At 68.6% G+C, this 24013-nt stretch carries 21 protein-coding genes; 10 read left to right on the forward strand and 11 right to left on the reverse strand.

All coding sequences use genetic code 11. The annotated features are described in order from the left end of the window. Positions 1-17: 17 nt before the first annotated feature. On the forward strand, positions 18-638 hold the full coding sequence (locus tag ORK51_RS01705) for a glutathione S-transferase family protein (protein WP_019183569.1): 621 nt from the start codon (positions 18-20) through the stop codon (positions 636-638). Between the two features lie 14 nt (positions 639-652). Here ORK51_RS01705 and ORK51_RS01710 read toward each other — a convergent pair whose 3' ends face one another. Next, positions 653-2833 carry a primosomal protein N' gene (locus ORK51_RS01710; protein WP_266083847.1) on the reverse strand — a complete coding sequence of 727 codons (2181 nt, stop codon included), beginning with the start codon at positions 2831-2833 and terminating at the stop codon, positions 653-655. Positions 2834-3270: 437 nt separating this feature from the next. Between ORK51_RS01710 and ORK51_RS01715 the strand changes: the two genes are divergently transcribed. The 4 genes from ORK51_RS01715 (at position 3271) to sppA (ending at position 8299) form a co-directional block, all read left to right on the forward strand. Then, positions 3271-4275, forward strand: coding sequence for a hypothetical protein (locus ORK51_RS01715; RefSeq protein ID WP_266083662.1), 1005 nt, complete (start codon positions 3271-3273; stop codon positions 4273-4275). Then, a complete protein-coding gene (locus ORK51_RS01720) occupies positions 4268-4831 on the forward strand; it encodes a DUF3106 domain-containing protein (RefSeq protein WP_070426045.1) in 564 nt (187 codons plus the stop codon). Before ORK51_RS01715 ends, ORK51_RS01720 begins: the two co-directional genes overlap by 8 nt. Positions 4832-4951: 120 nt before the next feature. Beyond that, positions 4952-6316 carry an MATE family efflux transporter gene (locus ORK51_RS01725; protein ID WP_266083663.1) on the forward strand — a complete coding sequence of 455 codons (1365 nt, stop codon included), beginning with the start codon at positions 4952-4954 and terminating at the stop codon, positions 6314-6316. A gap of 75 nt (positions 6317-6391) precedes the next feature. Further along, positions 6392-8299 (forward strand): signal peptide peptidase SppA, encoded by a 1908-nt coding sequence (gene sppA, locus ORK51_RS01730; protein WP_266083665.1) that lies wholly within the window; start codon positions 6392-6394, stop codon positions 8297-8299. 73 nt (positions 8300-8372) lie between these two features. On the opposite strand, the gene ORK51_RS01735 is transcribed toward sppA, so the two are convergent. Beyond that, positions 8373-8609 (reverse strand): hypothetical protein, encoded by a 237-nt coding sequence (locus ORK51_RS01735; protein WP_019183575.1) that lies wholly within the window; start codon positions 8607-8609, stop codon positions 8373-8375. 154 nt (positions 8610-8763) lie between these two features. On the opposite strand from ORK51_RS01735, the gene ORK51_RS01740 reads away from it, so the two are divergent. Beyond that, entirely contained in the window at positions 8764-9540 is a 777-nt protein-coding gene (locus tag ORK51_RS01740) for an SDR family oxidoreductase (RefSeq protein ID WP_266083666.1), read from the forward strand. A gap of 112 nt (positions 9541-9652) precedes the next feature. On the opposite strand, the gene ORK51_RS01745 is transcribed toward ORK51_RS01740, so the two are convergent. From ORK51_RS01745 to ORK51_RS01785, 9 genes are all read right to left on the reverse strand, one after another. Beyond that, positions 9653-10306, reverse strand: coding sequence for a DUF4124 domain-containing protein (locus ORK51_RS01745; RefSeq protein WP_266083667.1), 654 nt, complete (start codon positions 10304-10306; stop codon positions 9653-9655). Positions 10307-10331: 25 nt separating this feature from the next. Beyond that, entirely contained in the window at positions 10332-11135 is an 804-nt protein-coding gene (locus ORK51_RS01750; RefSeq protein WP_070426042.1) for a DUF4124 domain-containing protein, read from the reverse strand. 43 nt (positions 11136-11178) lie between these two features. Beyond that, the gene (gene tsaC / locus ORK51_RS01755; protein ID WP_266083670.1) at positions 11179-11739 is read right to left on the reverse strand and encodes an L-threonylcarbamoyladenylate synthase type 1 TsaC; all 561 of its coding nucleotides are present in this window, start codon (positions 11737-11739) and stop codon (positions 11179-11181) included. Between the two features lie 102 nt (positions 11740-11841). Beyond that, on the reverse strand, positions 11842-14340 hold the full coding sequence (locus tag ORK51_RS01760; protein ID WP_046272835.1) for a DNA topoisomerase I: 2499 nt from the start codon (positions 14338-14340) through the stop codon (positions 11842-11844). Between the two features lie 194 nt (positions 14341-14534). Further along, entirely contained in the window at positions 14535-15443 is a 909-nt protein-coding gene (locus ORK51_RS01765) for an RDD family protein (protein ID WP_070426041.1), read from the reverse strand. 45 nt (positions 15444-15488) lie between these two features. Then, positions 15489-16256 (reverse strand): pilin, encoded by a 768-nt coding sequence (locus tag ORK51_RS01770; protein WP_266083673.1) that lies wholly within the window; start codon positions 16254-16256, stop codon positions 15489-15491. A 38-nt stretch (positions 16257-16294) separates the two neighbouring features. Then, positions 16295-16768: a DUF494 family protein gene (locus ORK51_RS01775; protein ID WP_019183583.1), complete on the reverse strand. Its 474-nt coding sequence runs from the start codon at positions 16766-16768 to the stop codon at positions 16295-16297. 42 nt (positions 16769-16810) lie between these two features. After that, positions 16811-17950, reverse strand: a complete 1140-nt coding sequence (gene dprA / locus ORK51_RS01780; RefSeq protein WP_266083676.1) for a DNA-processing protein DprA — start codon at positions 17948-17950, stop codon at positions 16811-16813. Positions 17951-18024: 74 nt separating this feature from the next. Next, a complete protein-coding gene (locus ORK51_RS01785; protein ID WP_266083678.1) occupies positions 18025-19155 on the reverse strand; it encodes a LysM peptidoglycan-binding domain-containing protein in 1131 nt (376 codons plus the stop codon). A 126-nt stretch (positions 19156-19281) separates the two neighbouring features. Between ORK51_RS01785 and def the strand changes: the two genes are divergently transcribed. The 4 genes from def to ORK51_RS01805 all read left to right on the forward strand — a co-directional run bounded on the left by def (position 19282) and on the right by ORK51_RS01805 (position 23910). Next, the gene (def, locus tag ORK51_RS01790) at positions 19282-19794 is read left to right on the forward strand and encodes a peptide deformylase (RefSeq protein ID WP_019183586.1); all 513 of its coding nucleotides are present in this window, start codon (positions 19282-19284) and stop codon (positions 19792-19794) included. A 99-nt stretch (positions 19795-19893) separates the two neighbouring features. Continuing rightward, positions 19894-20817: a methionyl-tRNA formyltransferase gene (fmt, locus tag ORK51_RS01795; protein WP_266083680.1), complete on the forward strand. Its 924-nt coding sequence runs from the start codon at positions 19894-19896 to the stop codon at positions 20815-20817. A gap of 1 nt (position 20818) precedes the next feature. After that, complete coding sequence (gene rsmB, locus ORK51_RS01800) at positions 20819-22162, forward strand: 16S rRNA (cytosine(967)-C(5))-methyltransferase RsmB (RefSeq protein WP_266083682.1); 1344 nt, start codon at positions 20819-20821, stop codon at positions 22160-22162. Positions 22163-22188: 26 nt separating this feature from the next. Next, positions 22189-23910 (forward strand): ArnT family glycosyltransferase, encoded by a 1722-nt coding sequence (locus tag ORK51_RS01805; RefSeq protein WP_266083684.1) that lies wholly within the window; start codon positions 22189-22191, stop codon positions 23908-23910. Positions 23911-24013 lie beyond the last annotated feature (103 nt).

The following is a 24013-nucleotide window of genomic DNA, read 5'->3' on the forward strand; positions in this document are numbered from 1 at the left end:
GATATGAGAATCCGATCATGCTGAAAATCTGGGGCCGTCGCAATTCCAGCAACGTGCGCAAAGTGCTGTGGTGTGCCGAGGAGATCGGCGCGCCGTACGAGTCGATCGAGGTCGGCGGTGCCTTCGGTGGCACGCAGTCGCCGGAATACCGTGCGATGAACCCGAACGGGCTGGTGCCGGTGATCGAGGACCAGGGCCTGCCGTTGTGGGAATCCAACACGATCGTGCGCTACCTCTCCGCGCGCTACGCGCTGGGCACGCTGTACCCGGAAGACGTGGTGGCGCGCGCGCAGTCGGAGAAGTGGATGGACTGGACCACCTCGACCTTCGCCGGCGTGTTCCGCGATCTGTTCTGGGGCACGCTGCGGACCGCGCCGGCGGATCGGGACGAGGCGCGCATTGCTGCCGCGCTGGTGCGCTCCGGCGAGTTGCTGGCGATGGCCGATGAAGCCCTGTCGCGGCAGCCGTATCTGTCTGGTGAGCAGTTCGCGATGGGCGATATTCCGCTGGGCGCCTTCATCTATGCGTGGTTCGAGATGCCGATCCAGCGCCCGGACCTGCCGCACCTGGCGGCCTGGTACGAACGGCTGAAACAGCGGCCGGCATATCAGCGTGGGGTCATGACCGCGCTCACCTGAGCGACCGTGCCGCGCTAATACAGATCCATCGGATCCACATCCAGCGACCAGCGTACCCGGCGTGCCTGCGGCAAGCCGGCAATCTGCGGCGTCACCTGGTCCAGCACACCATGCAACGGGCGCCGCGCCGGTGAGGACAGCAGCAACTGGGTGCGCTGGTAGCCCGCGCGGCGCGGCATCGGCGCCGGCATCGGGCCATAACGTTCCACCGCCGCATCGTCGGGAATCAACGCGCGCACGGCACTGAGCATCGCGTTGGCATGCTCCACCTGCTGCGCTTCGGCACGCAGCAGTGCCAGATGCGCGAAGGGCGGAAAACCGGCCGCCTCGCGCTGCTGCAGTTCCGCATGGGCAAAGGCGTGATACCCGCCGTTGACCAGTGTCTCCAGCAGCGGATGCCCCGGGTGGTGGGTCTGCAGCCAGACTTCCCCCGCATCCACCGCGCGCCCGGCGCGGCCGGCGACCTGGATCAGCTGCTGTGCGAGTTTTTCACTGGCGCGGAAATCCGCCGAGAACAGGCCTTCGTCGATGCCGACCACGACCACCAGGGTCAGCTTCGGCAGGTCGTGCCCCTTGGCCAGGATCTGCGTGCCGACCAGGATGCCCGCGCGATCGCCGAGCGAGGCCAACTGGGTCTCCAGCGCGTCGCGCTTGCCGGTGGTGCCGCGGTCGATGCGGATCACTGGAAAATCCGGGAAGGCCTCGACCAGATGTTCTTCCAGCCGTTCGGTCCCGATGCCCTGCGGCTGCAGCGCCAGGCTGCCGCAGTCCGGGCAGGCCAGCGGCGCGGACTGGCGTGCGCCACAGTGATGGCACTGCAGGCGGCGGCCGCCGGCGTGCACGGTCATCGGCGCATCGCAGCGCTGGCACGGGGCGGTCCAACCGCAGTCATGGCAGAGCAGCACGGGTGCATAGCCGCGGCGGTTCTTGAACACCAGCACCTGGTGCCCGGCCTGCAGATGCTGGGTGATGCCGGCCAGTACCTCCGGCGACAGCCCATCGCGCAGCGGCCGTTTGCGTACGTCGAGCACGCGCACCACGGGGGGCCGCGCCGCGCCCGCGCGCTGCTTCAGGCGCAGGTGGGTGTAGCGGCCGGCCTGCGCGTTGTGCAGTGATTCCAGCGACGGCGTGGCACTGCCGAGCACCACCGCCACGTCCAGTGCCTTGGCGCGCACCAGCGCGAAATCCCGCGCGTGGTAGCGGATGCCGTCCTGTTGCTTGTAGCTGCCGTCGTGCTCTTCGTCGATCACGATCAGGCCCGCATTCGGCAGCGGGGTGAACACCGCCGAGCGCGTGCCGACGATGACCTGCGCTTCACCCCGCGCGGCAGCCGCCCACACGCGGGCACGCTCGTTGTCGTTCAGGCCCGAGTGCAATACATGCACCGGAATGCCCAGGCGATTGCGGAAGCGCGACAGCGTCTGTGGGGTCAGCCCGATCTCCGGCACCAGCACCAGCGCCTGCTTGCCACGCGCAAGGCACGCCACGATCGCCTGCAGGTAGACCTCGGTCTTGCCACTGCCGGTCACGCCATCGAGCAGGTAGGCGGCAAAGCCGTCGGCGGCGGTGATCGCGGCGATCGCGTCGGCCTGTTCGGCGTTGGGCGCGGGGCCGCCTGCGGGCGAGGCCACGGCCGGCGAATGGGCCAGCGCGATCCGTTCAACCAGCCCGCGCTTGGCCAGCGAGCGGGCGGCGCTGCGCCAGTCGTCCATCAACGTATCCAGGCGGTCTTCGTTCACCACCCCCTCGGCCAGGCACTCGGCCAGTCGCTGCGGGCGGGTGCCGTTGCGCAACTTCGGCTCCGGGTCGTGCCCGGCGTCGGTGAGCTGCCAGCCCCACTGATGGGTGTCCGGCACTGCTTCACCGCGCCGCAGCGGGCCGGGCAGGCCCGTACTGATCACCTCGCCCAGCGGCGCATGGGTGTAGCGCGCCAGCCACTGCAGCGAGCGCCACAGCTCGCCGGTCAGCAGCGGCGTGGTGTCGATCCACTCGATCGCCGCGCGCAGGCTGCCGGGATCCTCCACCTGACCGATCCCGGCCACCACCCCCACCAGCTCGCGGGAGCCGAACGGCACCCGTACCCGTTGCCCGGTCATTCCGGGGTCCGGGACCGGCCCAGGCGGCGGGGCGTAGTCGAACAGTTGCGGCAGCGGCACCGGCAGGGCGACGCGCAGGGTCGAAGACGAGGAGGTCATCGGGCCAGTGTAGCGGGGCAGGTGGACGCGGATCACGCCCATTCACCGTCTCAACCAGGTGCGCGCCGAATCATAAATCCCACCTAAATATCCGAGTTGATTGGAGATTCAGGCTTATCCACATCTTCTGTGGATAAGTCTGTGTGCCATTGCGTATGTGACCGCCTTGCGTCAGGAACTTCCGATGTTCTGCTCAGGTTGGTCAAAAAATAGCCAAGAAACAATGATCAATAAAAACAACAAGATAGCTGTGAAACAAAGTTGAAACAGACTTGACGTGGGCCTCACCTGCGGTTCTACCCCGGTTTTTCGTGGTGCTGTGCACAACCTTTTCCACCGGAACGCTTTGCAGACCGTGGCCGCTCACAGGAAATGAACATCCGCGCGCCGCAGCAGTGACGCAATCGCTATCATTTCCCCACAATGATGGAGTTGCTATGACGGCTGCGCCCGCCCCTGTTTCCTCTACCGCAGCCGGCGCGCTGTCGGCATTTCTTCGTGGCGTTGAACGCCGGGCCCTGGTCGTGGCCGAGCTGCAGTGCGGCGACCCGACCGTGGCCGAGCAGGCCCTGGTCGCGGTCATGCGCGCCTTTGCCGGGATCGCCAGCGACCTGCCCATGGCCCAGTGGCCGGAGCGGTTCTGGTCGCTGCTGGTGCACCGCGCACCGTTGCGGGACCCGGCCGCAGGCCAGTGGCCGGCGCCGCTGGCGCATCTGGCCGGGCTGGCCCCGCCGGCACGGCTGGCGTTCGTGCTGCGGATCGGCGGCGGGCTGGATGAAGCCGCTGCCGCACAGGTCCTGGATCTGCCGATGGCCGACTACCAGCACGCCCTGGCCGATGCCTGCCCGCGCGATGCCCATGGCAATCCCGATGCCGCTGGCTGGCGCGCCCTGGCCGAGCAGGTCCAGTTGCGCATCCGGGATCTGCCCGCCAGCCGTCTGCAGCGGCTGCAGCAACCGGTGGCCGCCCCGGCCAGCCAGCCATCGGACGCAGCGTCCTGGCGCACCCCGGCCAAGTCCGATGCCCCCGCCCAGCGCCGCCCGGTCAGGCGCCAACGCGGCCGCCGTTTCCCATGGAAGGGCGTGCTGATCGTGGCCGTGACCGTCGGCGTGCTGCTGGGCGGTGCCGCCTGGTGGAAACACGCCCGCCAGGCCGGCGACCCCGTGATGGATACCCCCGAAGGCGCGGTCGCCGATGCGGGCCCGGTGAAGGTCGAAGCGCTCCCGGCTGACGATCTGCCGAGCATGGCCCCGGCTGCCTCGCCGTACGCCGCCAGTGATGCGGCGATGCTGGCCGACCAGGACCTGCCGACCGCCCGTGATGCCGATCTGTACGCCTGGTTCGCCGCCGGTGGCCCGGTCCCGGTCGACGAATCGCAGGCCCAGCCGAGCCGCCCCGAACCCGCCACCGCCGGCCTGGAGACGGCTGCCGCCGATGAGTAAGCCTGCCTTCCTGCTGATCGCCCTCGGGCTCTCCAGTGCGGCCATCGCCGCCCCCAACCGGGTTGAAGTGCCGCTGGCGGTGCCCGCGCCTGCCAGTGCCACCGCCCCGGCGATCCCGGCCACGCCTGCGGCGCTGGACCCGGCCCAGCTGCGTGAACTGCGCAGCCGCTATGCCGCCTGGCAGGCCATGAGCGAGGGCGAGCGTGCCCGCGTGCGTGCCGCCGCGGCGCGCGTGGCGGCGCTGCCTCCGGCCCAGCAGCAGGCGCTGCGCCAGCGCTTCGCCGAGCAGGACCAGCGCTTCCGCGACGGCTGGCTGCTTGGCCCGCAGCTCGGCCACGAGTTCACCAAACTGCAGGGCCTGTTCGGCTATCTGCCGGCCGAGCAGCGTCCCACCGCGTTGGCCGTGCTGCGCCAGCTCACGCCTTCCCAGCTGACCCAGCTCACGCTGGTGGCCCAGCGCACCCCGCCGCAGGACCGCGACCGCGTGCGCGCCGAGTTCCTGGGGGTTGCCCCCACCGCACGCGACACCTGGCTGCGCGAGCACGTGGGGCACTGACGGGTTCGTCTCCGTTTACCTGAAAGCGCGGCTTTTCCCCCGCCGCGCGCGTAAGATGGCGGGCCGCAACCCGGTGCCTGTGCCCTCCGCGCGCGACCGTAGTTGCCGTCTGTGACTCCCATGTCTACCGCTTCCTCCACGCCGCGCCTCTCCCGGGAAGTGCGCGCCACCGGTCTGCTCGCGCTGCCGCTGGTTCTGGGCCACGTCTCCACCGGCCTGATTTCCTTCGTCGACAACGTGATCGCCGGTCACCACGGCACCCACACGCTCGCCGCCGTCACCATCGGTACGGCGCTGCTGTGGCTGCCGATGCTGATCCCGATCGGCACGCTGATTTCGCTGACCGCCTCGGTGTCGCAGCTGCATGGCGCCGGCCGCGAGCGCGAGATCGGCCCGCTGTTCCGCCAGGCCCTGTGGCTGGCGCTCGGCCTGGGCCTGATCATGTTCACCTTCCTCACGGTGGTGCCGCCGCTGCTCCCCGCGTTCGGCATCGCGCCGGACATCGTGCCGGGCGCGACCGCGTTCCTGCACGCGGTGCGCTGGGGCGGGCCGGCGCTGACCCTGTACTTCTGCATGCGCTACCTCAGCGAAGGCATGCACTGGACGCTGCCGACGATGCTGCTCGGCTTCGGCGGCCTGCTGGTGCTCGCGCCGCTGGGCTATGTGCTGTGTTACGGCAAGCTCGGCTTCCCCGAGCTGGGCGCCGAAGGCCTGGGCATGGCCTCGGCGATCATGATGTGGCTGCAGGCGCTGTGCTTTGCCGGTTATCTGTGGAAGACCAAGCGTTTCGCCCACCTGCAGCTGTTTTCGCATCTCGAAGCGCCGCGCTGGTCGGCGATCTGGGACCTGCTGCGGACCGGCCTGCCGATCGGCATCACCGTGCTGATGGAAGGTGGGTTGTTCATCGTCACCGCGCTGCTGATCGGTCGCCTCGGCGCCACCGAAGCCGCCTCGCACCAGATCGCCATCAACGTCGCGCAGCTGTGCTTCATGATCCCGATGGGCGTGGCCGAGGCCACCACGGTACGGGTCGGCCATGCGGTCGGCAGCGGCAACGGGCTGGGCGTGCGCCGCGCGGCGATCGCCGGGCTGGTGATCATCCTCGGCACGCAGACGCTCTCGGCGCTGGTGCTGCTGTTTGGCCATGACGCCATCGTCGGCGTCTACACGGCCGACATGGGCGTAGCCGCACTGGCCTCGACGCTGTTGCTGTACGCGGCGGCGTTCCAGTTCCCGGATGGCATCCAGGTGCTCTCGGCTGGCGCATTGCGCGGGCTGAAGGACACCCGCGTGCCGATGTTCATCGCCATGTTCTCGTACTGGGGCCTGGGCATGCCGCTTGGCGCCGGGCTGGGTCTCGGCCTGGGCATGGGCCCGCAGGGCATGTGGCTGGGCCTCATCCTGGGCCTGACCGCCGCCGCGATCCTGATGGCCTGGCGCCTGCGCGTGAGCAGCGCCCGCGCCGGTCTCCCTTCGACACCCTGACTTGTGTCCGATGCCGGCGCGCCCGGCACCGGCTATTCTGGCACCACGGCAAGAAGCCACTCTGGAGTTACCCCCATGAACCAACCCGCGCGTCGCAATCCCGTCGCCAGCTTCTTCATCGGGCTGTGGGATGTGATGAACTTTACCCGCCGGCTGATCCTCAACCTGGTGTTCTTCGGCCTGCTGTTCCTGATCCTGATCCTGTTCATCGTCGCGATGGGCAAGAGCGCGACCTCCAAGGCCTCGCTGCAGGACCGCACGACCCTGGTGATCGCACCGGAAGGCCGGCTGGTCGAGCAGTTCAGCGCCGATCCGGTCAGCCGCGCGCTGGGCAAGGCAGTGGGTGACAAGGGCGCCGATGAGATCCAGCTGCGCGATCTGATCCGCGCGCTGGAGGCGGCAAAGACCGACAAGAAGATCGAGCGCGTGGTGCTGGAGCTGGACAAGCTGCAGCCGAGCGGCTTCGCTTCCATGCGCGAAGTGACCGTCGCGCTGCAGGAGCTGCGCGCCGCCGGCAAGCAGGTGGTGGCCTTCAGCGAGAACATGAGCCAGTCGCAGTACCTGCTCGCTTCGCAGGCCGATGAGGTCTACCTGGACCCGATGGGCGGCGTGGTGCTCGAGGGCCTGGGCCGCTACCGCCAGTACTTCCGCACCGGCCTGCAGGACAAGCTGGGCGTGGACGTGCACCTGTTCAAGGTGGGCGAGTACAAATCGGCCGCCGAGCCGTATGTGCTCGATGCCGCCTCGCCGCAGGCCAAGGAAGCCGATCTGTTCTGGATGAACGATGTGTGGCAGCGCTACCTGTCCGACATCGCCAAGGCACGCAAGCTCGATCCGGCACAGCTGGCCGCCGGCATCGACACCATGCCCGAAGGGATCGCCGCCGCCGGGGGCGACCTGGCCAAGTTCGCCCTGCAGCAGAAGCTGGTGGACGGCCTGAAGACGCGCGAGGAAGTGGACACCCTGCTGACCGAGCGTGGCATCGCCGACGATGACGCCGACGGTGGCTACCGCAACGTCAATCTCGACGCCTACCTGAGCGTGCTGGACGGCCGTCGCTCGCCGGTGGATTCGCGCCCGCAGGTGGCGGTGATCGTGGCGTCCGGTGAAATCTCCGGTGGCGATCTGCCGGCCGGCCGCATCGGTGGCGAGTCGACCTCGGCGCTGCTGCGCGAAGCGCGCGACGACAAGGACGTGAAGGCCGTGGTGCTGCGCGTGAGCTCGCCGGGTGGTGAAGTGTTCGCCTCCGAACAGATCCGCCGCGAAGTGGTCGCGCTGAAGGAAGCCGGCAAGCCGGTGGTGGTCTCGATGGGCGACCTGGCTGCCTCGGGCGGTTACTGGATCAGCATGAACGCTGATCGCATCTACGCCGATCCCTCCACGATCACCGGTTCCATCGGCATCTTCGGCATGATCCCGAACGTGGCGCGCTCGCTGGACAAGATCGGCGTGCATACCGACGGCGTGGGCACCACCCGTTTCGCCGGTGCGTTCGACATCACTCGCCCGATGGATCCGGCCGTGGGCCAGGTGATCCAGTCGGTGATCAACAAGGGCTACGCCGATTTCACCGGCAAGGTCGCCGCCGCGCGCAACAAGCCGGTGGAAGCGGTCGATGAAGTCGCGCGCGGCCGGGTGTGGAGCGGTGCGCAGGCCAAGGAACGCGGCCTGGTGGATGACTTCGGTGGCTTGAAGGCCGCGGTGGCCGATGCCGCCAGCCGTGCCAAGCTCGGCGACGCCGGCAAGTTCCGCGTGCGTTACATCGAGAAGGCGGCCACGCCGTTCGCGCAGTTCCTCAGCGGCTTCGCCAGCAGCCATGCCGGTGCCTGGATGCTGGGCGAATCGGGCATGGCCCGGCTGATGCTGGCCCGTTCGATGCCGGAGCTGGACACCCAGCTGCGCTTTGTCGAAGAGGCCGCGCGTGACCCGCGCAACAACGCCGCGCCGGTCAAGACGCTGGTGTACTGCTTCTGCGGGCTGTAAGCGGCTTCAGCGGTGCTGTGTGACACCCGAACGCCCGGCCTGTGCCGGGCGTTCTGCCATCCGGCCGATGGGGTCAGGGGCTGGGCGGTGGCGCATCGCCGGTAGCGCGGTCCACCTCGGCGGCTTGAGCGTCGGCGGTCTTCTGCAACGTATCACCCACGCCCTTGGCGCGGTCGATCGGATCGTGGATCGCATCGCGCAGTGCGGTCGCCTGCGGTTCCGGCGGCGTGTCCGGTGCCGGGGGCACCGGCCGGTTGCAGGCGCTCAGCGCGAGCATCGCGAGCAGCGGCAGGGCAGTACGGATCGTCATGGCAACCTCCCTCGGTGAGCCGGTGGCAGAGGACCAGTGTCCCACCGCTTCGCGCCCCGCGCGTGATGGCGCCCGGCGTGCCGGCCATCGCGCGTTATCCTATCCGCGCAGCACGACCGGTGCCGCATTCCATGGATTACCGCAGGAGAGGCACGTGAGCGCGCAACGTTGGCGACTGGATGGACAGACCGCATTGATCACCGGCGCCAGCGCCGGCATCGGCTTGGCGATCGCGCGCGAACTGTTGGGCTTCGGTGCGGACCTGCTGATCGTGGGCCGTGATGCCGATGCGCTGGAGATGGCGCGCGACGAGCTCGCCGATTCCTTCCCGGACCGTGAGATCCACGGCCTGGCCGCCGACGTCTCCGATGATGAAGATCGCCGCGAGATCCTGGACTGGGTGGAAGACCACAGCGATGGGCTGCACATCCTGGTCAACAATGCCGGCGGCAACATCAGCAAGCCGGCCACCGAATACACCGAGGACGAATGGCGCGGGATCTTCGAGACCAACCTGTTCTCGGCCTTCGAGCTGTCGCGCTACGCGCACCCGCTGCTGGCGCGGCATGCGGCTTCGGCCATCGTCAACGTCGGCAGCGTCTCCGGCCTGACCCACGTACGCAGCGGCGCGGTGTATGGCATGACCAAGGCCGCCATGCACCAGATGACCCGCAACCTGGCCGTGGAGTGGGCCGAGGACGGCATCCGCGTCAACGCGGTGGCGCCGTGGTACATCCGCACCCGGCGGACCTCAGGGCCGTTGTCGGATCCGGATTACTACGAGCAGGTGATCGACCGCACCCCGATGCGGCGCATCGGCGAGCCCGAAGAAGTCGCTGCCGCCGTCGGCTTCCTGTGCCTGCCGGCCTCCAGCTACGTCACCGGTGAGTGCATCGCGGTGGATGGCGGGTTCCTGCGTTACGGGTTCTGAGCCCGCCAGCGGCCGGCACTACCGATCACAGGGTGCGTGGCAGCTCACAGGGTGCGCGGCAGCACGCGCTCATGGCGCACGGTCAATCCAGTCACGACGCGGGCAAACCGGGTCACGGGACCGGGCAATCGCTGTCGGCCAGCACCGCTTCCAGGCGCGCGCGCTCGGCAGTTGCAGCGGCCTGATTCTCCGGCGCAGCAAAGCGCTCGCGGCCGCGCGCGTCGCGGAAGCGCTGCTGCCATCTGCTACAGCGCTGCACCTCGGCCACCGGCTCGCAGGCATCGCGGACCACTTCGCAGCTGGCCGCGTTGCCTGGTGCCTGGCTGCCACCCAGCCCGGTCAGGGCCAGCGATTCGCACCGTGACGGGGCCGGTTCGCGCTCATGCAGGTAACGAACACCTTCTGCGGAGACGCACTGGTAGATGTCCGGCAGCGGCGGCTTGGACGGCCCTGCAGGGTCGTGCTCGGTCGCTGGCGGTTGCGGGCGCAGGGCTGCACTGTCGAGCAGGCCGCTGTCCTCATCGCCCGCCTGCGGCAGCGGTGGCATGGTGTGCGCGGTGGTGGGCACGGACGGCGCTGCCTCGGCCACGGCGGCGCCACGCACCGGTGCGCTGATCCGCTGGATGCGCTGTTCGCTGCCGGCGGGACAGGCCACGCTCTGGATGGTGAGGTTGCCGCCTGCATCGGTGCAGCGGAAGAACACCGCCTCGTCTGCCGCAGCGGGCAAGGACACGAACAGCAGGGGCAGCAGGAACCGTCGTTTCATCGCATCAGTGTAGAGCGCAGCGCGCTCAGTGGCCGCCGCAGTCCTGGTCCAGACGTGCATCGATCCCGCGCTGCTCGCGGGTCAGCGCGTCGCGCTCGCTCTGCAGCGCACTGTTGTAGCGGCGGATCAGGTCCCAGCGCCGGTCTTTCAACCGCGAGCAGACCTCCTGCGCGGGCAGGGCATGACATTCATCGCGCACCAGCACGTTGCCGGCCGGTACCACCACGCTGTTCCCCACGCCCGGGTACGGATAGCCACCGCCTTCCCACTGCGAGCTGCCACCGCCGATGTTGATGCTGCCGCCGACCCGTGAGCCGCCGCCACTGACGGAGAGCGAGCCTGCACTGCTGCGCACCGGGCCGCTGCCCATCGGCATGATCGGTGGCAACGGCCGTGAGGGTGGATGGCTGCCCGAGGGCGGCCGCGGGCCAGGCGGATACGGCAGATAGGCCTCGGTCCAGATCGGCACCCAGCGCGGATTGCCTTCATTGCTGTCGCTGACGTAGCTGTCGCCCTCGCTGGTGGTGCATTCGTACATCGGCTGCGGCGGCTGCACGTGCACGTAACGCACCTCGCGGTCCGGCGCGCGCGGTGCAGGCGTCGGCTCGGGCGCGCGGTCGCTGCGAACGACCTGCGGGGCCGGGTCGCGTGGGCGCTGCAGGTCGCGGACCTGCTGTCGGCCCTCGCGGCACGGGGCATCCTGCAGCGAGACGGCGCCGTTGCTGCCGACGCAGCGATAGATGCGTACGTTGTCGTTCTGCGCCGCAGCGGGCAGCACAGGGCCCACCAGTGCGAGCAGGGCCAACCACAGGGCAGGGCGCAGGGTCATGCAGCCAGTGTGCGGGTTTGCCTGCCTGCGCGCAAAAGGCGGCTCAGCTGCGCAACACCTGGCCGCTGAGCGCATCGCGGATCGGCGTGGGCTGTGCCAGGCCACCGGTCTGGCCATCGATCAGGCCATCGAGCAGGGCCAGCAGGCGCGGGTCCAGCTCGGCACGCGTGCGTGCCGGCGGCTCGCCGGCAAGGTTGGCACTGGTGGAGACCAGTGGCCCGCCCCAGGCACGGCAGAGCGCGGCGACCAGCGGGTGGGCGCTGATCCGTACGGCGATGCCGCTATGTTCGCCGGTGATCCAGCGCGGCGCGCGAACGCCGGCGGGCAGGATCCAGGTATTGGCACCGGGCCAGCTGGCCAGCACTGCGCTTTGGCGGTCCAAGGGCAGGACCTCCATCCGCACCCACCCTTCCAGCTGGGCCGGATCGGCGGCGACGAGGATCATGCCTTTTTCGACCGGCCGCTGCTTGAGCTGCAGCAGGTTCATCACGGCCGCCTCATGCGCGGGGTCGCAGCCCAGGCCCCAGACCGCTTCGGTGGGATAGGCGATCACCCCGCCAGCGCGCAGCACGGGCAGGGCAGTGTCCACAGTGAGTTCGTTCATGGCAGGGGGGCCGGATGCATGGCCCGCATTATCCTCCCGCCGTGGCGGGAGGGGTCAACCCGGCCGCAGGCAGGTTCACGTGACGTGACCTGCCCGAGGGGGTCAGGAGGCCTTTTTGACGGCCTTCTTCACCGCTTTCTTGGCCACCTTCTTGGTCGCCTTCTTCGCCGTGGCTTTCTTGGCGACCTTCTTCACCGCCTTCTTGGTGGCGGTCTTCTTGGTCGCTTCACCGGCAGCGGCTTTCTTGGCCGGTGCCTTCTTGGCCACGACCTTCTTGGCGGCCTTCTTGCCGAAGCCCTTGCGCACCGGCTTGCCGGTTTCTTCCATCAGCTTCTGCACCTCGGCCAGGGTCAGCGAGGCCGGCTCGCGATCCTTCGGGATCTTGCCGTTCATCTTGCCGTCGCTGATGTACGGGCCGAAGCGACCGTTCAGCACCTGGATCTCGCTGCCCTCGAATTCCTTGATGATCCGGTTGCGCGCGATCTCTTCCTTCTCTTCGATCAGGAACACGGCGCGGGCCAGGTCGATCGTGTACGGGTCGTCTTCCTTCTTCAGCGAGGCATAGGTGCTGCCGCGCTTGGCAAACGGACCGAAGCGACCGATGCCGACGCTGACGTCCTCATCCTTGTCCTGGCCGAGCGCACGCGGCATCAGGAACAGCTCCAGCGCGTCTTCCAGGGAGATGGTGTGCATCGACTGGCCGGGGCGCAGCGAGGCGAACTTGGGCTTGTCCTCGGCATCTTCGGCGGTGCTGCCGATCGCCGCGTAGGGCCCGAAGCGGCCCAGGCGCACGCTGACCGGCTTGCCGGTCTTGGGGTCGGTGCCGAGCTCGCGCGCGCCACTGGCCTCGGCGCGGTCGACCGATTCGTTCTTCTCGCCGACCAGCTTGTGGAACGGTTCCCAGAAGCGCGCCATCAGCGGGATCCAGTCTTCCTCGCCACGCGACACCGCATCGAGCTCATCTTCGAGCTTGGCGGTGAAGTCGTAATCCACGTACTGGGTGAAATGGCTGGACAGGAACTTGGAGACCGCGCGGCCCACGTCGGACGGGCGGAAGCTGCGGCCTTCCATCTCCACGTACTTGCGGAACAGCAGGGTCTGGATGATCGAGGCGTAGGTCGAGGGGCGGCCGATGCCATATTCTTCGAGCGCCTTGACCAGCGCCGCTTCGGTGAAGCGCGGCGGCGGCTGGGTGAAGTGCTGTTCGGCCAGGATGCGCTCGAGCGGCACGCGGTCGCCGGGCTTCATCGCCGGCAGCTTGCGGCCTTCATCGTCGTCCTCGGCACTCTTGTTGTCCTTGCCTTCCTCGTACACGGCCAGGAAGCCGGGCACGACCACGGTGGTGCCACTGGCGCGGAACACGTGCTCGCTGCCGGCCGACAGGTCCACGCTGACGGTATTGAGCGTGGCCGGGATCATCTGGCAGGCGACGGCGCGCTTCCAGATCAGCTCGTACAGCTTGCGCTCGTCGTCGGTGAGGAAGCGCGCCACCTGGGCAGGGGTGCGCAGCGCCGAGGTCGGACGCACGGCTTCGTGCGCTTCCTGGGCGTTCTTGGATTTGGTCTGGTAGGTGTTGGGCTGGTCCGGCAGCGAGGCGATGCCGAAGTCGCGCGCGATCACGTCGCGGATCTCGGCCAGCGCATCCTGGGAGAGGTTCACCGAGTCGGTACGCATGTACGAGATCAGGCCGACCGTGCCTTCTTCCTCACCGATCGCCACGCCTTCATACAGCTTCTGCGCGACCTGCATGGTCTTGCGCGTGGTGAAGCCGAGCTTGCGCGAGGCTTCCTGCTGCAGGGTGGAGGTGGTGAACGGCGGGGCCGGGCGGCGCTTGCGCTCCTTGCTGACCACGTCGGTGACGTGCAGGGCGCCCTGGGCGGCCTGCTGGATGCGCATGCGCGCGGCCTCGGCGGTGTCGCCGTCGGTCACGGTGAACTGTTCGAACTTCTGGCCGTCCAGCTTGATCAGGCGCGCATTGAAGTGCTGGGAGGGATGCGCGCACAGCGCGTCGATGCTCCAGTACTCGCGGGCGATGAAGGCTTCGATCTCTTCTTCGCGCTCGACGATCATGCGCAGTGCCGGGCTCTGCACACGGCCGGCGGACAGGCCGCGCTGCACCTTGCGCCACAGCACCGGGGACAGGTTGAAACCGACCAGATAGTCCAGCGCGCGGCGTGCCTGCTGCGCATCGACCAGGTCGCCGGCGATCTCGCGCGGGTGGCCCATCGCTTCCTTGATGGCGCGCGGGGTGATCTCGGTGAAGACCACGCGCTGCATCGGCTTGTCCTTGACCAGGCCGCGCTCGCGCAGGATTTCAGCGATGTGCCAGCTGATCGCTTCCCCCTCGCGATCCGGATCGGTCGCCAGGAAGATGTCGTCGGCGCCCTTGGCGGCCTTGACGATGGCATCGACGTGCTTTTCGTTCTTCTCGATGAGGTCGTAGCGCATCGCGAAGTTGTTGTCGGGGTCGACCGCACCTTCCTTGGGCACCAGGTCGCGCACATGCCCATACGAGGCCAGGACGGTGAAGTCCTTGCCGAGGTATTTGTTGATCGTCTTGGCCTTGGCGGGCGATTCGACGATGAGCAGGTGCTTGGGCATGGCGTCAGGATTCTATGGGCAGGGCCCCGGGGAGGGCCGCTAGGGTGGAGCAAATGGCCGCATTAGTGAAGCGGCGCGGGCGATATACATAAACCGAACGCCCGGGGGTGGGCCGGGCGTTCAGCTTTCTGCCTATTAGTGGAATCACGCCGGGCCGGCTCATGTCAAGCGGCCCGGTGTGAGGATTGCCCGGATCAGGACATCGATGCGATCACGCCGATCATGGCGATCATCACGCCGAACAGGGCCACCATGGCCAGTGCGGCGAGCACCAGGATCACGATGGTGACCGTGCCCAGGCCGCGCTGCTGCAGCTCGGGATGCTCGGTGAAGGCCCACTTGTCGACCACCAGGGTGTCGCACATCATGTCGTGCAGGGCCTGCTTGCGCTCGGTGAAGGCCGCCATGATGAAACCGATCATCAGGATCAGGCTGCTGACGATGGTCGCCAGGTAGCGGCAGAACGCGCGCAGGAAGCTGATCCGCTCGCCGTTGCCGCGCACGACCTTGATGCCGACGGCCATCTTGCCCAGCGTGGCGCCGCCGCGCGAGGCGTGGAAGCCGGCGTAGTAGCCGATGCTGATGACCATGCTGAGCAGCATCACCACCAGGGTCAGCGCGACCTGCACGCTTTCGTTGCCCGAGCCGGCACCCGTCAGGTTGATGATCATGCTCAGCGGCAGGGTGACCACGGTGAGCAGGATGTAATCGATGAAGTAGGCGGCGTAGCGTTTCCAGAACCCGGCATAGACCACGTCCTGGCCGTTGACCACCGCGGCGTTGGCGTAGCCGGTGGCCGCGGCCGGCGCGGTGTACGGCGAGTACGTGCCGCCGCCGGTGCCGGGCAGCGGGGCGGTGCCGTTGTCGATGGCGGTGTAATCCCCGCGCAGGTCGATGCCGCTGCCGAGGTTGCTGGCCGCAGAGGCCAGGTTCTGCAGCTGCAGCTCATCGACGGCCTCGGACAGGGGCGCCCACTGCGCGAACCCTTCCCGCCACACCAGCGTGGCCAGGGTGATGTCACCGCGCTGGAAGCGCTGGCGCATGTCGTCTGCGCTCAACGGACCCTGTCGGTCCTGGCCATCGGCGAAATACCACTCAGTCATTGCTTCAATCCCCTGTTGGGTGCATCCATGGACGTGTGTCCGTTATCAGCCGCGGCATTCCTGCGGCAGGTACTTGTCATCGGGCTCGCCGCTGCATTCCCAATGATCGGCGCCGTTGTAGTCCAACCACAGCAGCTTCCCATCCAGCGCGGCGTTGCCGGGCACGGTGAGCTGGGCTTCCACGCCGCAGTGGCCGTTGTTGAAACGGCCGATCCGCACGGTGCTGATCGCACCGTCGGCATAGCCTTCGGCCGGCTGGAAACCTTCGTCGTCGTTGACCGGGCAGCGGCCGTGCTCGCTGTGGAACCCGGCGACCGCGACCTTGATCGGGGCCAGCGTCGCCAGTGCGTCGCTGGCCTTGGATCGCGCGACGTACTCCTGGTAGACAGGCAGGGCGATCGCGGCAAGCACTGCACCGACGATCAGCACCAGCACCACGATCACGGCCGCGACAATGCCCACGATCGCGCATCCGCTCAGTCCCTTGCGGGGCGGCGGAACTGTGATGGGGGTCGGGGTGGCGGGGTGCACGGGTGCGCCGGGCGCGCTGGGGGCGACCGCCGCGGCCGGCAGTGACGGCGGCACTGCCGGGCCGGGTGCGGGCGCTGGCGCTGCCAGCGTTTCGGCCGCCGGCGCGAGGTCCAGCCCGATCTCGGCGGCCACGGTTTCCAGCGGCTGCCACTGGGCCATGCCGTCGCGCCAGACCAGCGTATCGCGCCCGATGCGGCTGGAACGGTAGAGCGCGATCAGCTCGTCAGCAGGCAGCGGACCGCGCTGCTGACTGTTTCCTTCTGCAAAGAACCACTGGTCCACCGGCCCGCTCCTGAATGCGCAAGGCGCTCAGTGTAAGGTCAGTGAAGCGGTTCCGGCTCGTCCACGAACATCTGGGTTTCCATCCAGGCGTAGGCAGCCTCTGCCCCGGGCTGGTTGAACAGCACCATCAGCACGACCCACTTGAGGTCGTCCAGGTCCAGTTCGTCCTGGTCCAGCGCCATCGCACGGTCCAATACCAGCTCGCGCTGGCTGGCGTCGAGAATCCCGTGCTGCTCCAGGAACATCAGGAAACCGCGGCTTTCCACGTCCAGCTTGTCCAGCTCGGGGCCATGGAAGATCCGCACCGGGCCGTTGACACGGCCCAGCACGACGGCCGGGCGCTGCTCGGCGAGCGCGTCCAGCCAATCGAAGGCTTTGTTGATCTCGGTGGGGCTGAAGCCGGCCTGGATCAGGCCGTTCTGGAGGGAGTCGCGGTCGCGGATGAGGTCCGCGTCTTCGCTGAAATAGTGTTCGAACAGGTACAGCAGGACATCCAGAATGCTCTCTTTCATTGCCCCTCGGCCTGCGTCAACGACGCTGTGGAGGTGAAGAAACTAGGGTTTTCGACAGTAGCGACCATGGGCGGCCATTACCTTTCCATCCAGTTCCATGACCAGCAGCATGGCCGACAGCTGGGCCGCCGTCAATCCGCTGCGCTGGATCAGTGAATCCATACCCGTTGGGTCGTGATCCAGGGCTTTCCACAAGCACTGGTAGTCCGGGTCGGTGTAGGAAGGGGCGCGCTCGGGCGCCGGTCGTGCCTGTTCAGTGGGGGCGTCCAATCGGGTTCGCAAGGCCCCGGCCAGGGTCTGGGCCAGGGCGGTCAGGCCGGCGGTCACCTCCGCCGGCTCCTCGACCAGCGCCGCACCCTGCCGGATCAGCCGGTGGCAGCCGCGGGCCCGTGGGTTGCGGATCGAGCCGGGCAGGGCGAACACTTCGCGGCCCGCCTCGGCGGCGCAGCGGGCCGTGATCAGGGCCCCCGAGCGCTGGGCGGCCTCGATGACCAGGGTGCCCAGGCTGAGGCCGGCGATGATGCGGTTGCGTGCGGGGAAATGCGCCTGGCTCGCCGGCATCCCGGGCGCGTATTCGCTGACCACCGCGCCGGTGGCGGCAATCCGTTCATGCAGGGCGGCATGCCGGGGCGGGTAGGTCTGGTCCAGACCGGTGGCCACCACGGCCACGGTCATGCCCGCGGCGACCTGCAGGGCGCCCTCATGGGCCTGGGCATCGACCCCGGTCGCCAGGCCGCTGATGATCGACCAGCCATCGCCGGCCAGTGCGGTGGCGAAGGCGTGCGCGTGCTCGCGGCCGCCGGGGGAGGGCGAGCGGCTGCCGACCACCGCCACCGCCGGATGCCACAGGCGCGTCGGGTCTCCGTCCACGAACAACGCCACGGGCGGTTCCTCGATCTGGGCCAGCAGCGCCGGGTAATCCGGATCGGTGAGGGCCAGCAGGTGGTGGCGTTCGTCTGCCAGCCAGGCCAGGCCGTGGGCCAGGTAGCCTTCGTCCGGCAAGGCCAGGCGGGCGCGTTGCGCGGGGCTGCATCCGGCGGCGCGCCAGGCGCCCGGACCGGCGCGCAGCGCCGCGGCCGCATCCCGGAACTGGCGCAGCAGGCGCAGGCGGGGCGGCAGGGCGCCTCCGGCGAGGACGACGGTGAGCAGGGCGGTGGAGGAGGCAGGGCAGCAGATGGGCATCCGCTTACCCTGAGGCGCAAACGACGACGGCGCCCTAGGGCGCCGTCGGAGGGCAGGGTAGGATTCCGCCGCGCTTACTGCTTATCGGGATGCAGTGCCGAATAGCCGACGTGGACCGGCTTCACGCCTTCCATCACCAGCGCGTAGCTGACGTTCTCGAAGGTGCGGAACACCATCGCGTGCGCGGCGTACTCGTCCGGCAGGGTGACCCGGCCGGCACCGCTGGTCAGCGAATCGTCCATCCGCGACGAGTTCGGGTAGTCCATCCGGTGGGCGACGTGGCGGCCCTGGCGCCACAGCGAGAACACGGTGCCGTTGTCGACCCCGTTGGCGCTGCCGGCGGAGATCGCGATCACATCGCGCGGACCGCCCGAGGTGAAGGTGTCGGCCACCGCCAGGACGCGCACGTCCAGATCAGCGGTCTGCGGGGCGGGCACGTGCGGCACGAACTGCAGATCGTACGGGCGGGCTTCGACCGGCACCAGGCGATCACCGGCGCGCACTTCGCGGCCGTCGACCTGGCCCTGCAGCACCAGCGAGGTCACCTCGACATCGCCGCTCTGCACGCGGCTCACCGTGCCGACGTTGATCTGGGCCAGTTCGTAGCCCAGCGCCTGGTGGCGCTTGCTGGGCACGATGAAGGCTTTCCAGACATTGCCGCTGCCGGGCGTGGTGTCGCCGCGGGCGTTCAGGTCTTCGGTCGGCTTGGGCAGGGCGTACTGCACGGTCGGGCGGACCACCGCGTAGCGCTGGCCGACCTGGGCGTTCTCCAGGCCCCGCACATAGGCGGTCTGCCCGGTGGTGGCACGCAGGCGGTTGTCTTCCAGGTTGACCACATACGGGAGCGACTTGACCTCGTCGACCACGCTCAGCTGCTTCAGGAACGGCTCGACCTGCTCCAGTGGAACGCCGTTGATCGGGGCCTCCTGGCGCGGGCCAGGCTGGGCCACGACGCGGTCCAGATAGGCCAGGCTGAGCACGTCACCCGGGTAGATCAGGTGTGGATTGCTGACCTGTGGGTTGGCCTGCCAGATCTCCGGCCACAGCCAGGGCTTCTGCAGGAAGCGCGCCGAGATATCCCACAGCGTGTCCCCTTTGCGCACGACATAGGTATCCGGGTGCCCGCCATTCATTTCCACGGCGGTAGCATAGGTAGCAACGGTCAGCATCGCCACGGCGACGACCGTACGAGTTCGTTCAAACATAGATGTGGTGCCTGATTCCCCAACAGGTTCGCGCACTATAGTCCAGAAACCGGGGCGCGGGGCAAGCGTTGGCGATAGAATCGCCCTGTACGCCGCTTCGACCGGCGCCCCCTACCGGTATTTGCCATGGCCCTCCTGCCCATTCTCGAATTTCCCGATCCGCGCCTGCGTACCAAGGCTGCGTTGATCGATGCCGCCGACGTGACCACGCCGGCGTTCCAGACCCTGATCGACGACATGTTCCAGACCATGTACGACGCCCCGGGCATCGGCCTGGCCGCCAGCCAGGTGGACGTGCACAAGCGCTTCATGGTGATCGATGTCAGTGAGGAGAAGGACACCCCGATGGTGTTCATCAATCCTGAAATCGTCGCCAACGAAGGCGGCCAGGTCTATCAGGAAGGCTGCCTGTCGGTGCCGGGCATCTTTGCCGACGTCACCCGCGCCAACCAGATCACCGTGCGTTACCTGGACCGCCATGGCGTGGCCCAGGAACTGACCACCGACGGCGTGCTTGCCGTGTGCGTGCAGCACGAGATGGACCACCTGGACGGCAAGCTGTTCATTGATTACCTCTCCCCGCTCAAGCGCGAGATGGTGCGCAAGAAGCTGGCCAAGCAGCGCAAGCACGTTGCCTGAGGTGAGGGCAGAGACCGCCGCGCGGGCTGACCGCGCGACGGGTCCTGTTGCGCGGCGCCGGACACCGGCGCCGTTTTACTTTCTGTTAGTGGGGTCGCCATGAAGATTGTCTTTGCCGGTACGCCGGAGTTCGCCGTGTCCTCGCTGCGTGCCGCCGCCCGCCACCATGAAGTGGTCGCGGTGTACACGCAGCCCGATCGCCCGGCCGGCCGTGGCCGTGGCCTGGCACCGTCGCCGGTCAAGCTCGAAGCGATCGCGCGCGGCATCCCGGTGTTCCAGCCGGAAAGCCTGAAGACCCCCGAAGCGGAGCAGCAGCTGCGCGATCTGGCGCCGGACCTGATGGTCGTGGTGGCCTACGGGCTGATCCTGCCCAAGGCGGTGCTGACCATCCCGACCCACGGGTGCTGGAACGTGCACGCCTCGCTGCTGCCGCGCTGGCGCGGTGCCGCGCCGATCCAGCGTGCGATCCAGGCGGGCGACGCCGAGACCGGCGTGTGCCTGATGCAGATGGAGGCGGGACTGGATACCGGCCCGGTGCTGCTCAAGCAGCACATCGCGATAGGTGCCAACGATACCGGCGGCCAGTTGCACGACCGCCTGGCCGAGCTGGGCGCGCAGGTGCTCTCCGACGGCCTGGGCCTGCTGCGCGCGGGCATCAAGCCGATCGCCCAGCCGCAGCCCGAGGCGGGCGTGACCTACGCGCACAAGCTGGACAAGGCCGAGGCCCGTCTGGACTGGGCGCAGGATGCCCACGCGCTGGCCCGTACCGTACGCGCGTTCAACCCGTGGCCGATCGCCGAGGCGATGCTTGCCGGCGAGCGTGTGCGCATCCATGGTGCGATCGCGCTGGATGACAACCAGGGCAAGGCCCCGGGTACGTTGCTGGCCGCCTCGCGCGAGGGCATCGACATCGCCTGCGGCCAGGGTGCGCTGCGCCTGCGCGTGCTGCAGCGTGAAGGCGGCAAGGCGATCACCGCCGCCGATTACCTCAACGCCCGCCGCGACCTCGGCGTGGGTGCCTGAGATGACCAACGCGCGTTCCGGCAAGCCTGCAGGCCCCTACACCGCCCACACCGCCCCCGGCGTCCCCACGCGCGTGCTGGCCGCGCGCGTCCTGGCCCAGGTGATCGGCCGTGGCCGCTCGCTGAAGGCCGAACTGGCCACCGCCCTGCCGACCCTGGACGACAGCCGCGACCGCGCGCTGCTCGAGGCGCTGTGCTTTGCCGTGCTGCGCCGCCGTGCCGCCTACGATGCCGCGCTGGCGCAGTGGATGCCGCGCCCGCTGAGCGTGCGCGAGGACGAGCTGCGTGCGCTGCTGCTGGTCGGCTTCGCCCAGCTCGACGCGCTGGAGCTGCCCGCCCACGCCGCGCTCTCGGCCACGGTGGACGCCGCCCGCGCGATGGGCCGTGACCGTCAGGCCGGCATGGTCAATGCGCTGCTGCGCCGTGCCCAGCGCGAAGGCATTCCGCCGTTGCCGGCGCGCGATGCCTTCCCGCTGTGGATGGCCGAAAAGATCGAACAGGATTTGCCGGATGAGGCCGAGGCGGTGTTCAGCGCCAGCCTGCAGGCCGCGCCGTTGTGGCTGCGGGTCAACCGCCAGCACGGCAGCCGCGAGGCGATGCTGCAGCAGATGGAAGCCGCCGGCATCGCTGCCGAAGCCTCCAGCATCGGTGCCGATGCGATCCGCCTGCCGGTGCCGGTCGCAGTCACTGCGCTGCCCGGCTTCGCCGAGGGCGCGCTGTCGGTGCAGGATCTGTCTGCCCAGCAGGTGGCCGATGCGCTGGCGCCGCGCCCGGGCGCGCGCGTACTCGATGCCTGCGCCGCACCGGGCGGCAAGTCCGCGCACCTGCTCGAGCGCGATCCGACCCTGCACCTGCTGGCGTTGGACATCGATGCCCGCCGGCTCAAGCGCATCAGCGAAACGTTCGCACGCACCGGCGTGGGCCAGAACGCGAAGGTGCTGGCCGGTGACGCGACCGATCCGGCCAGCTGGTGGGATGGGCAGTTGTTCGACACCATCCTGCTCGACGCCCCGTGTTCGGCCACCGGCATCATCCGCCGGCAGCCGGACGTGCTGGTGCACCGCCGGCCGACCGACATCGACGCCCTGATCGCGCTGCAGGCACGCCTGCTGGATGCGTGCTGGACGATGCTCGCTCCCGGCGGAACCCTGCTGTATGCGACATGCTCGATCCTGCGCGATGAAAATCAGTTCCAGGTCGAAGCGTTCCTGCAGCGCACGCGTGGCGCGGGCTTCCTGCCGCTGGGTGAGGCGTATGGCCACGATTCCTGGGCCGGGCGCCAGCGCCTGCCGGGTGAGGACGGTGCTGACGGCTTCTTCTATGCGCGTCTGCTAAAGAAGGGTTGAACCGAACCCGGCTAGAATCCCGCCCCATGCTTAACCACCGCGCATCCCGAGAGTTCTGGCTGCTTGCCCTGATGGCCCTGCTCGTTCTGGGGGCTGGCCTGGGCATGCGTGATCCCTGGCCGTCCGATGAACCCCGCTTTGCGCTGGTCGCCAAGCAGATGGTGGACAGCGGCGACTGGCTGTTCCCGCACCGGGGCACCGAGTTGTATTCGGACAAGCCCCCGATGCTGATGTGGTCGCAGGCTGCGCTGTATTCGCTGATCGGTGATTGGCGCGTGGCGTTCCTGCTGCCCTCGCTGCTGGCCGCGCTGGGTACCCTGGCCTGTGTCTACGACCTTGGCCGCCGGCTGTGGACGCGGCGGGTCGGTCTGTATGCCGCCTGGGCGCTGCTGTTCGCGCTGCACTTCACCTTCCAGTCCAAGAAGGCCCAGATCGACCCGCTGGTGGTGTTCTTCATCACCTTGGCCAACTACGGCCTGCTGCGCCATCTGCTCAGTGGCCCCGCATGGCGCTGGTGGTGGCTGGGCTGGTTCGCCGCCGGGCTCGGGGTGATCACCAAGGGCGTGGGCGTGATCGCACTGCTGATGATCCTTCCGGCGGCGGTGGCCTCCGTACTCGGCTGGCCGCGGGTCAAGCTGCACTGCCGCGACGGGCGTTTCTGGCTCGGCCCGCTGGTGTTCGTGCTGGCCATCGCGCTGTGGCTGGTGCCGATGGTGGTGACCGCGCTGGGCAGCGGCTCGGCCGAGTACCGGGCCTACCTGGACGACATCCTGTTCCGGCAGACCGCCAAGCGCTATGCCCAGTCCTGGGATCATCACCAGCCGTGGTGGTACTTCCTGGGCACGATGCCCTCGATGTGGATCCCCGCCTTCCTGGCGATTCCGTGGGCGATCCCGGCCTGGCGCCGGCGCCTGCAGCGGCGCGATGCGCGCTACCTGCTGCCGCTGGTGTGGTGGCTGTTGATCGTGCTGTTCTTCTCGATCCCCAACGGCAAGCGCGACGTCTACATCCTGCCGGCGCTGCCGATGTTCTGCCTGGCGCTGGCACCGCTGCTGCCGGGGCTGTTGCGCAAGCGTGCGTTCCAGTGGCTGCTGGGCGGCTTCGTGGCCCTGCTGGCGGCCGGCCTGCTCGGCATCGGCATGTCGATGCTGGTCGGGCAGCCGGGCTTCGAACGCAAACTGATCCTCGACCGTGGCATCGATACCGCGGTGACCTCCGGCCTGGGCTGGGTCGCGGTCGCACTCGGCTGCTGGGCCGTGCTCACCCTGTGCATCGCCGGCGTGCGCCGCTTCCACCTGGCCGTGGTGGCGACGCTGACCATGGCCTGGGTCGCATTCGGGCTGATCGGCTACCCGCTGTTCAACGACTCCAGTTCCGCCCGCGGCCTGATGCAGCAGGTCGGCCAGCGCATCGGTCCAGACGCCGAACTGGGCCTGGTCGCCTGGAAAGAGCAGAATCTGCTGATGGCCGACCGGGACGCCGCCACCTTCGGTTTCAACCGACGCTGGGACCGGCAGCTGGGCGATGGCGTCGCCTGGCAGGCGGCACGTCCGCAGCAGCGTTGGTTGCTGGTGCAGGAAGACGCACTGCTGGCCTGTGTGGACCGCACCAGCGCCGAGCTGGCCGGGGTCGCCAACCGCCGGCGTTGGTGGTTGGTAAGGCCCGGTGACATCCATGGCCCCTGCGTGGCCAGCGCCGAAGAGCAGGAGCGCGAACGCGCGCTGCACCGGATCGATGGCGATGAGTGAGGTCTGCACTGCTGGCGGCCTGCCCGGGCGGGAACCGCAGGACCGTGGGCGCCGGTCGCGTCCAGTGCAGTCACGGGCCTGCGTGCCTGCGTGTGGCGATCGA

Source organism: Stenotrophomonas sp. RIT-551 (assembly GCF_026241915.1).
In the GTDB taxonomy this organism is placed as follows: Bacteria; Pseudomonadota; Gammaproteobacteria; order Xanthomonadales; family Xanthomonadaceae; genus Stenotrophomonas; species Stenotrophomonas bentonitica_A.

Bases quoted from the DNA above. Each gene is read 5' to 3' on its own strand.
- ORK51_RS01705 (WP_019183569.1), top strand. From the start codon at position 18: ATGCTGAAAATCTGGGGCCGTCGCAATTCCAGCAACGTGCGCAAAGTG.
- ORK51_RS01710 (WP_266083847.1), bottom strand. From the start codon at position 2,833: ATGACCTCCTCGTCTTCGACCCTGCGCGTCGCCCTGCCGGTGCCGCTG.
- ORK51_RS01715 (WP_266083662.1), top strand. From the start codon at position 3,271: ATGACGGCTGCGCCCGCCCCTGTTTCCTCTACCGCAGCCGGCGCGCTG.
- ORK51_RS01720 (WP_070426045.1), top strand. From the start codon at position 4,268: ATGAGTAAGCCTGCCTTCCTGCTGATCGCCCTCGGGCTCTCCAGTGCG.
- ORK51_RS01725 (WP_266083663.1), top strand. From the start codon at position 4,952: ATGTCTACCGCTTCCTCCACGCCGCGCCTCTCCCGGGAAGTGCGCGCC.
- sppA (WP_266083665.1), top strand. From the start codon at position 6,392: ATGAACCAACCCGCGCGTCGCAATCCCGTCGCCAGCTTCTTCATCGGG.
- ORK51_RS01735 (WP_019183575.1), bottom strand. From the start codon at position 8,609: ATGACGATCCGTACTGCCCTGCCGCTGCTCGCGATGCTCGCGCTGAGC.
- ORK51_RS01745 (WP_266083667.1), bottom strand. From the start codon at position 10,306: ATGAAACGACGGTTCCTGCTGCCCCTGCTGTTCGTGTCCTTGCCCGCT.
- ORK51_RS01750 (WP_070426042.1), bottom strand. From the start codon at position 11,135: ATGACCCTGCGCCCTGCCCTGTGGTTGGCCCTGCTCGCACTGGTGGGC.
- tsaC (WP_266083670.1), bottom strand. From the start codon at position 11,739: ATGAACGAACTCACTGTGGACACTGCCCTGCCCGTGCTGCGCGCTGGC.
- ORK51_RS01760 (WP_046272835.1), bottom strand. From the start codon at position 14,340: ATGCCCAAGCACCTGCTCATCGTCGAATCGCCCGCCAAGGCCAAGACG.
- ORK51_RS01765 (WP_070426041.1), bottom strand. From the start codon at position 15,443: ATGACTGAGTGGTATTTCGCCGATGGCCAGGACCGACAGGGTCCGTTG.
- ORK51_RS01775 (WP_019183583.1), bottom strand. From the start codon at position 16,768: ATGAAAGAGAGCATTCTGGATGTCCTGCTGTACCTGTTCGAACACTAT.
- dprA (WP_266083676.1), bottom strand. From the start codon at position 17,950: ATGCCCATCTGCTGCCCTGCCTCCTCCACCGCCCTGCTCACCGTCGTC.
- ORK51_RS01785 (WP_266083678.1), bottom strand. From the start codon at position 19,155: ATGTTTGAACGAACTCGTACGGTCGTCGCCGTGGCGATGCTGACCGTT.
- def (WP_019183586.1), top strand. From the start codon at position 19,282: ATGGCCCTCCTGCCCATTCTCGAATTTCCCGATCCGCGCCTGCGTACC.
- fmt (WP_266083680.1), top strand. From the start codon at position 19,894: ATGAAGATTGTCTTTGCCGGTACGCCGGAGTTCGCCGTGTCCTCGCTG.
- rsmB (WP_266083682.1), top strand. From the start codon at position 20,819: ATGACCAACGCGCGTTCCGGCAAGCCTGCAGGCCCCTACACCGCCCAC.
- ORK51_RS01805 (WP_266083684.1), top strand. From the start codon at position 22,189: ATGCTTAACCACCGCGCATCCCGAGAGTTCTGGCTGCTTGCCCTGATG.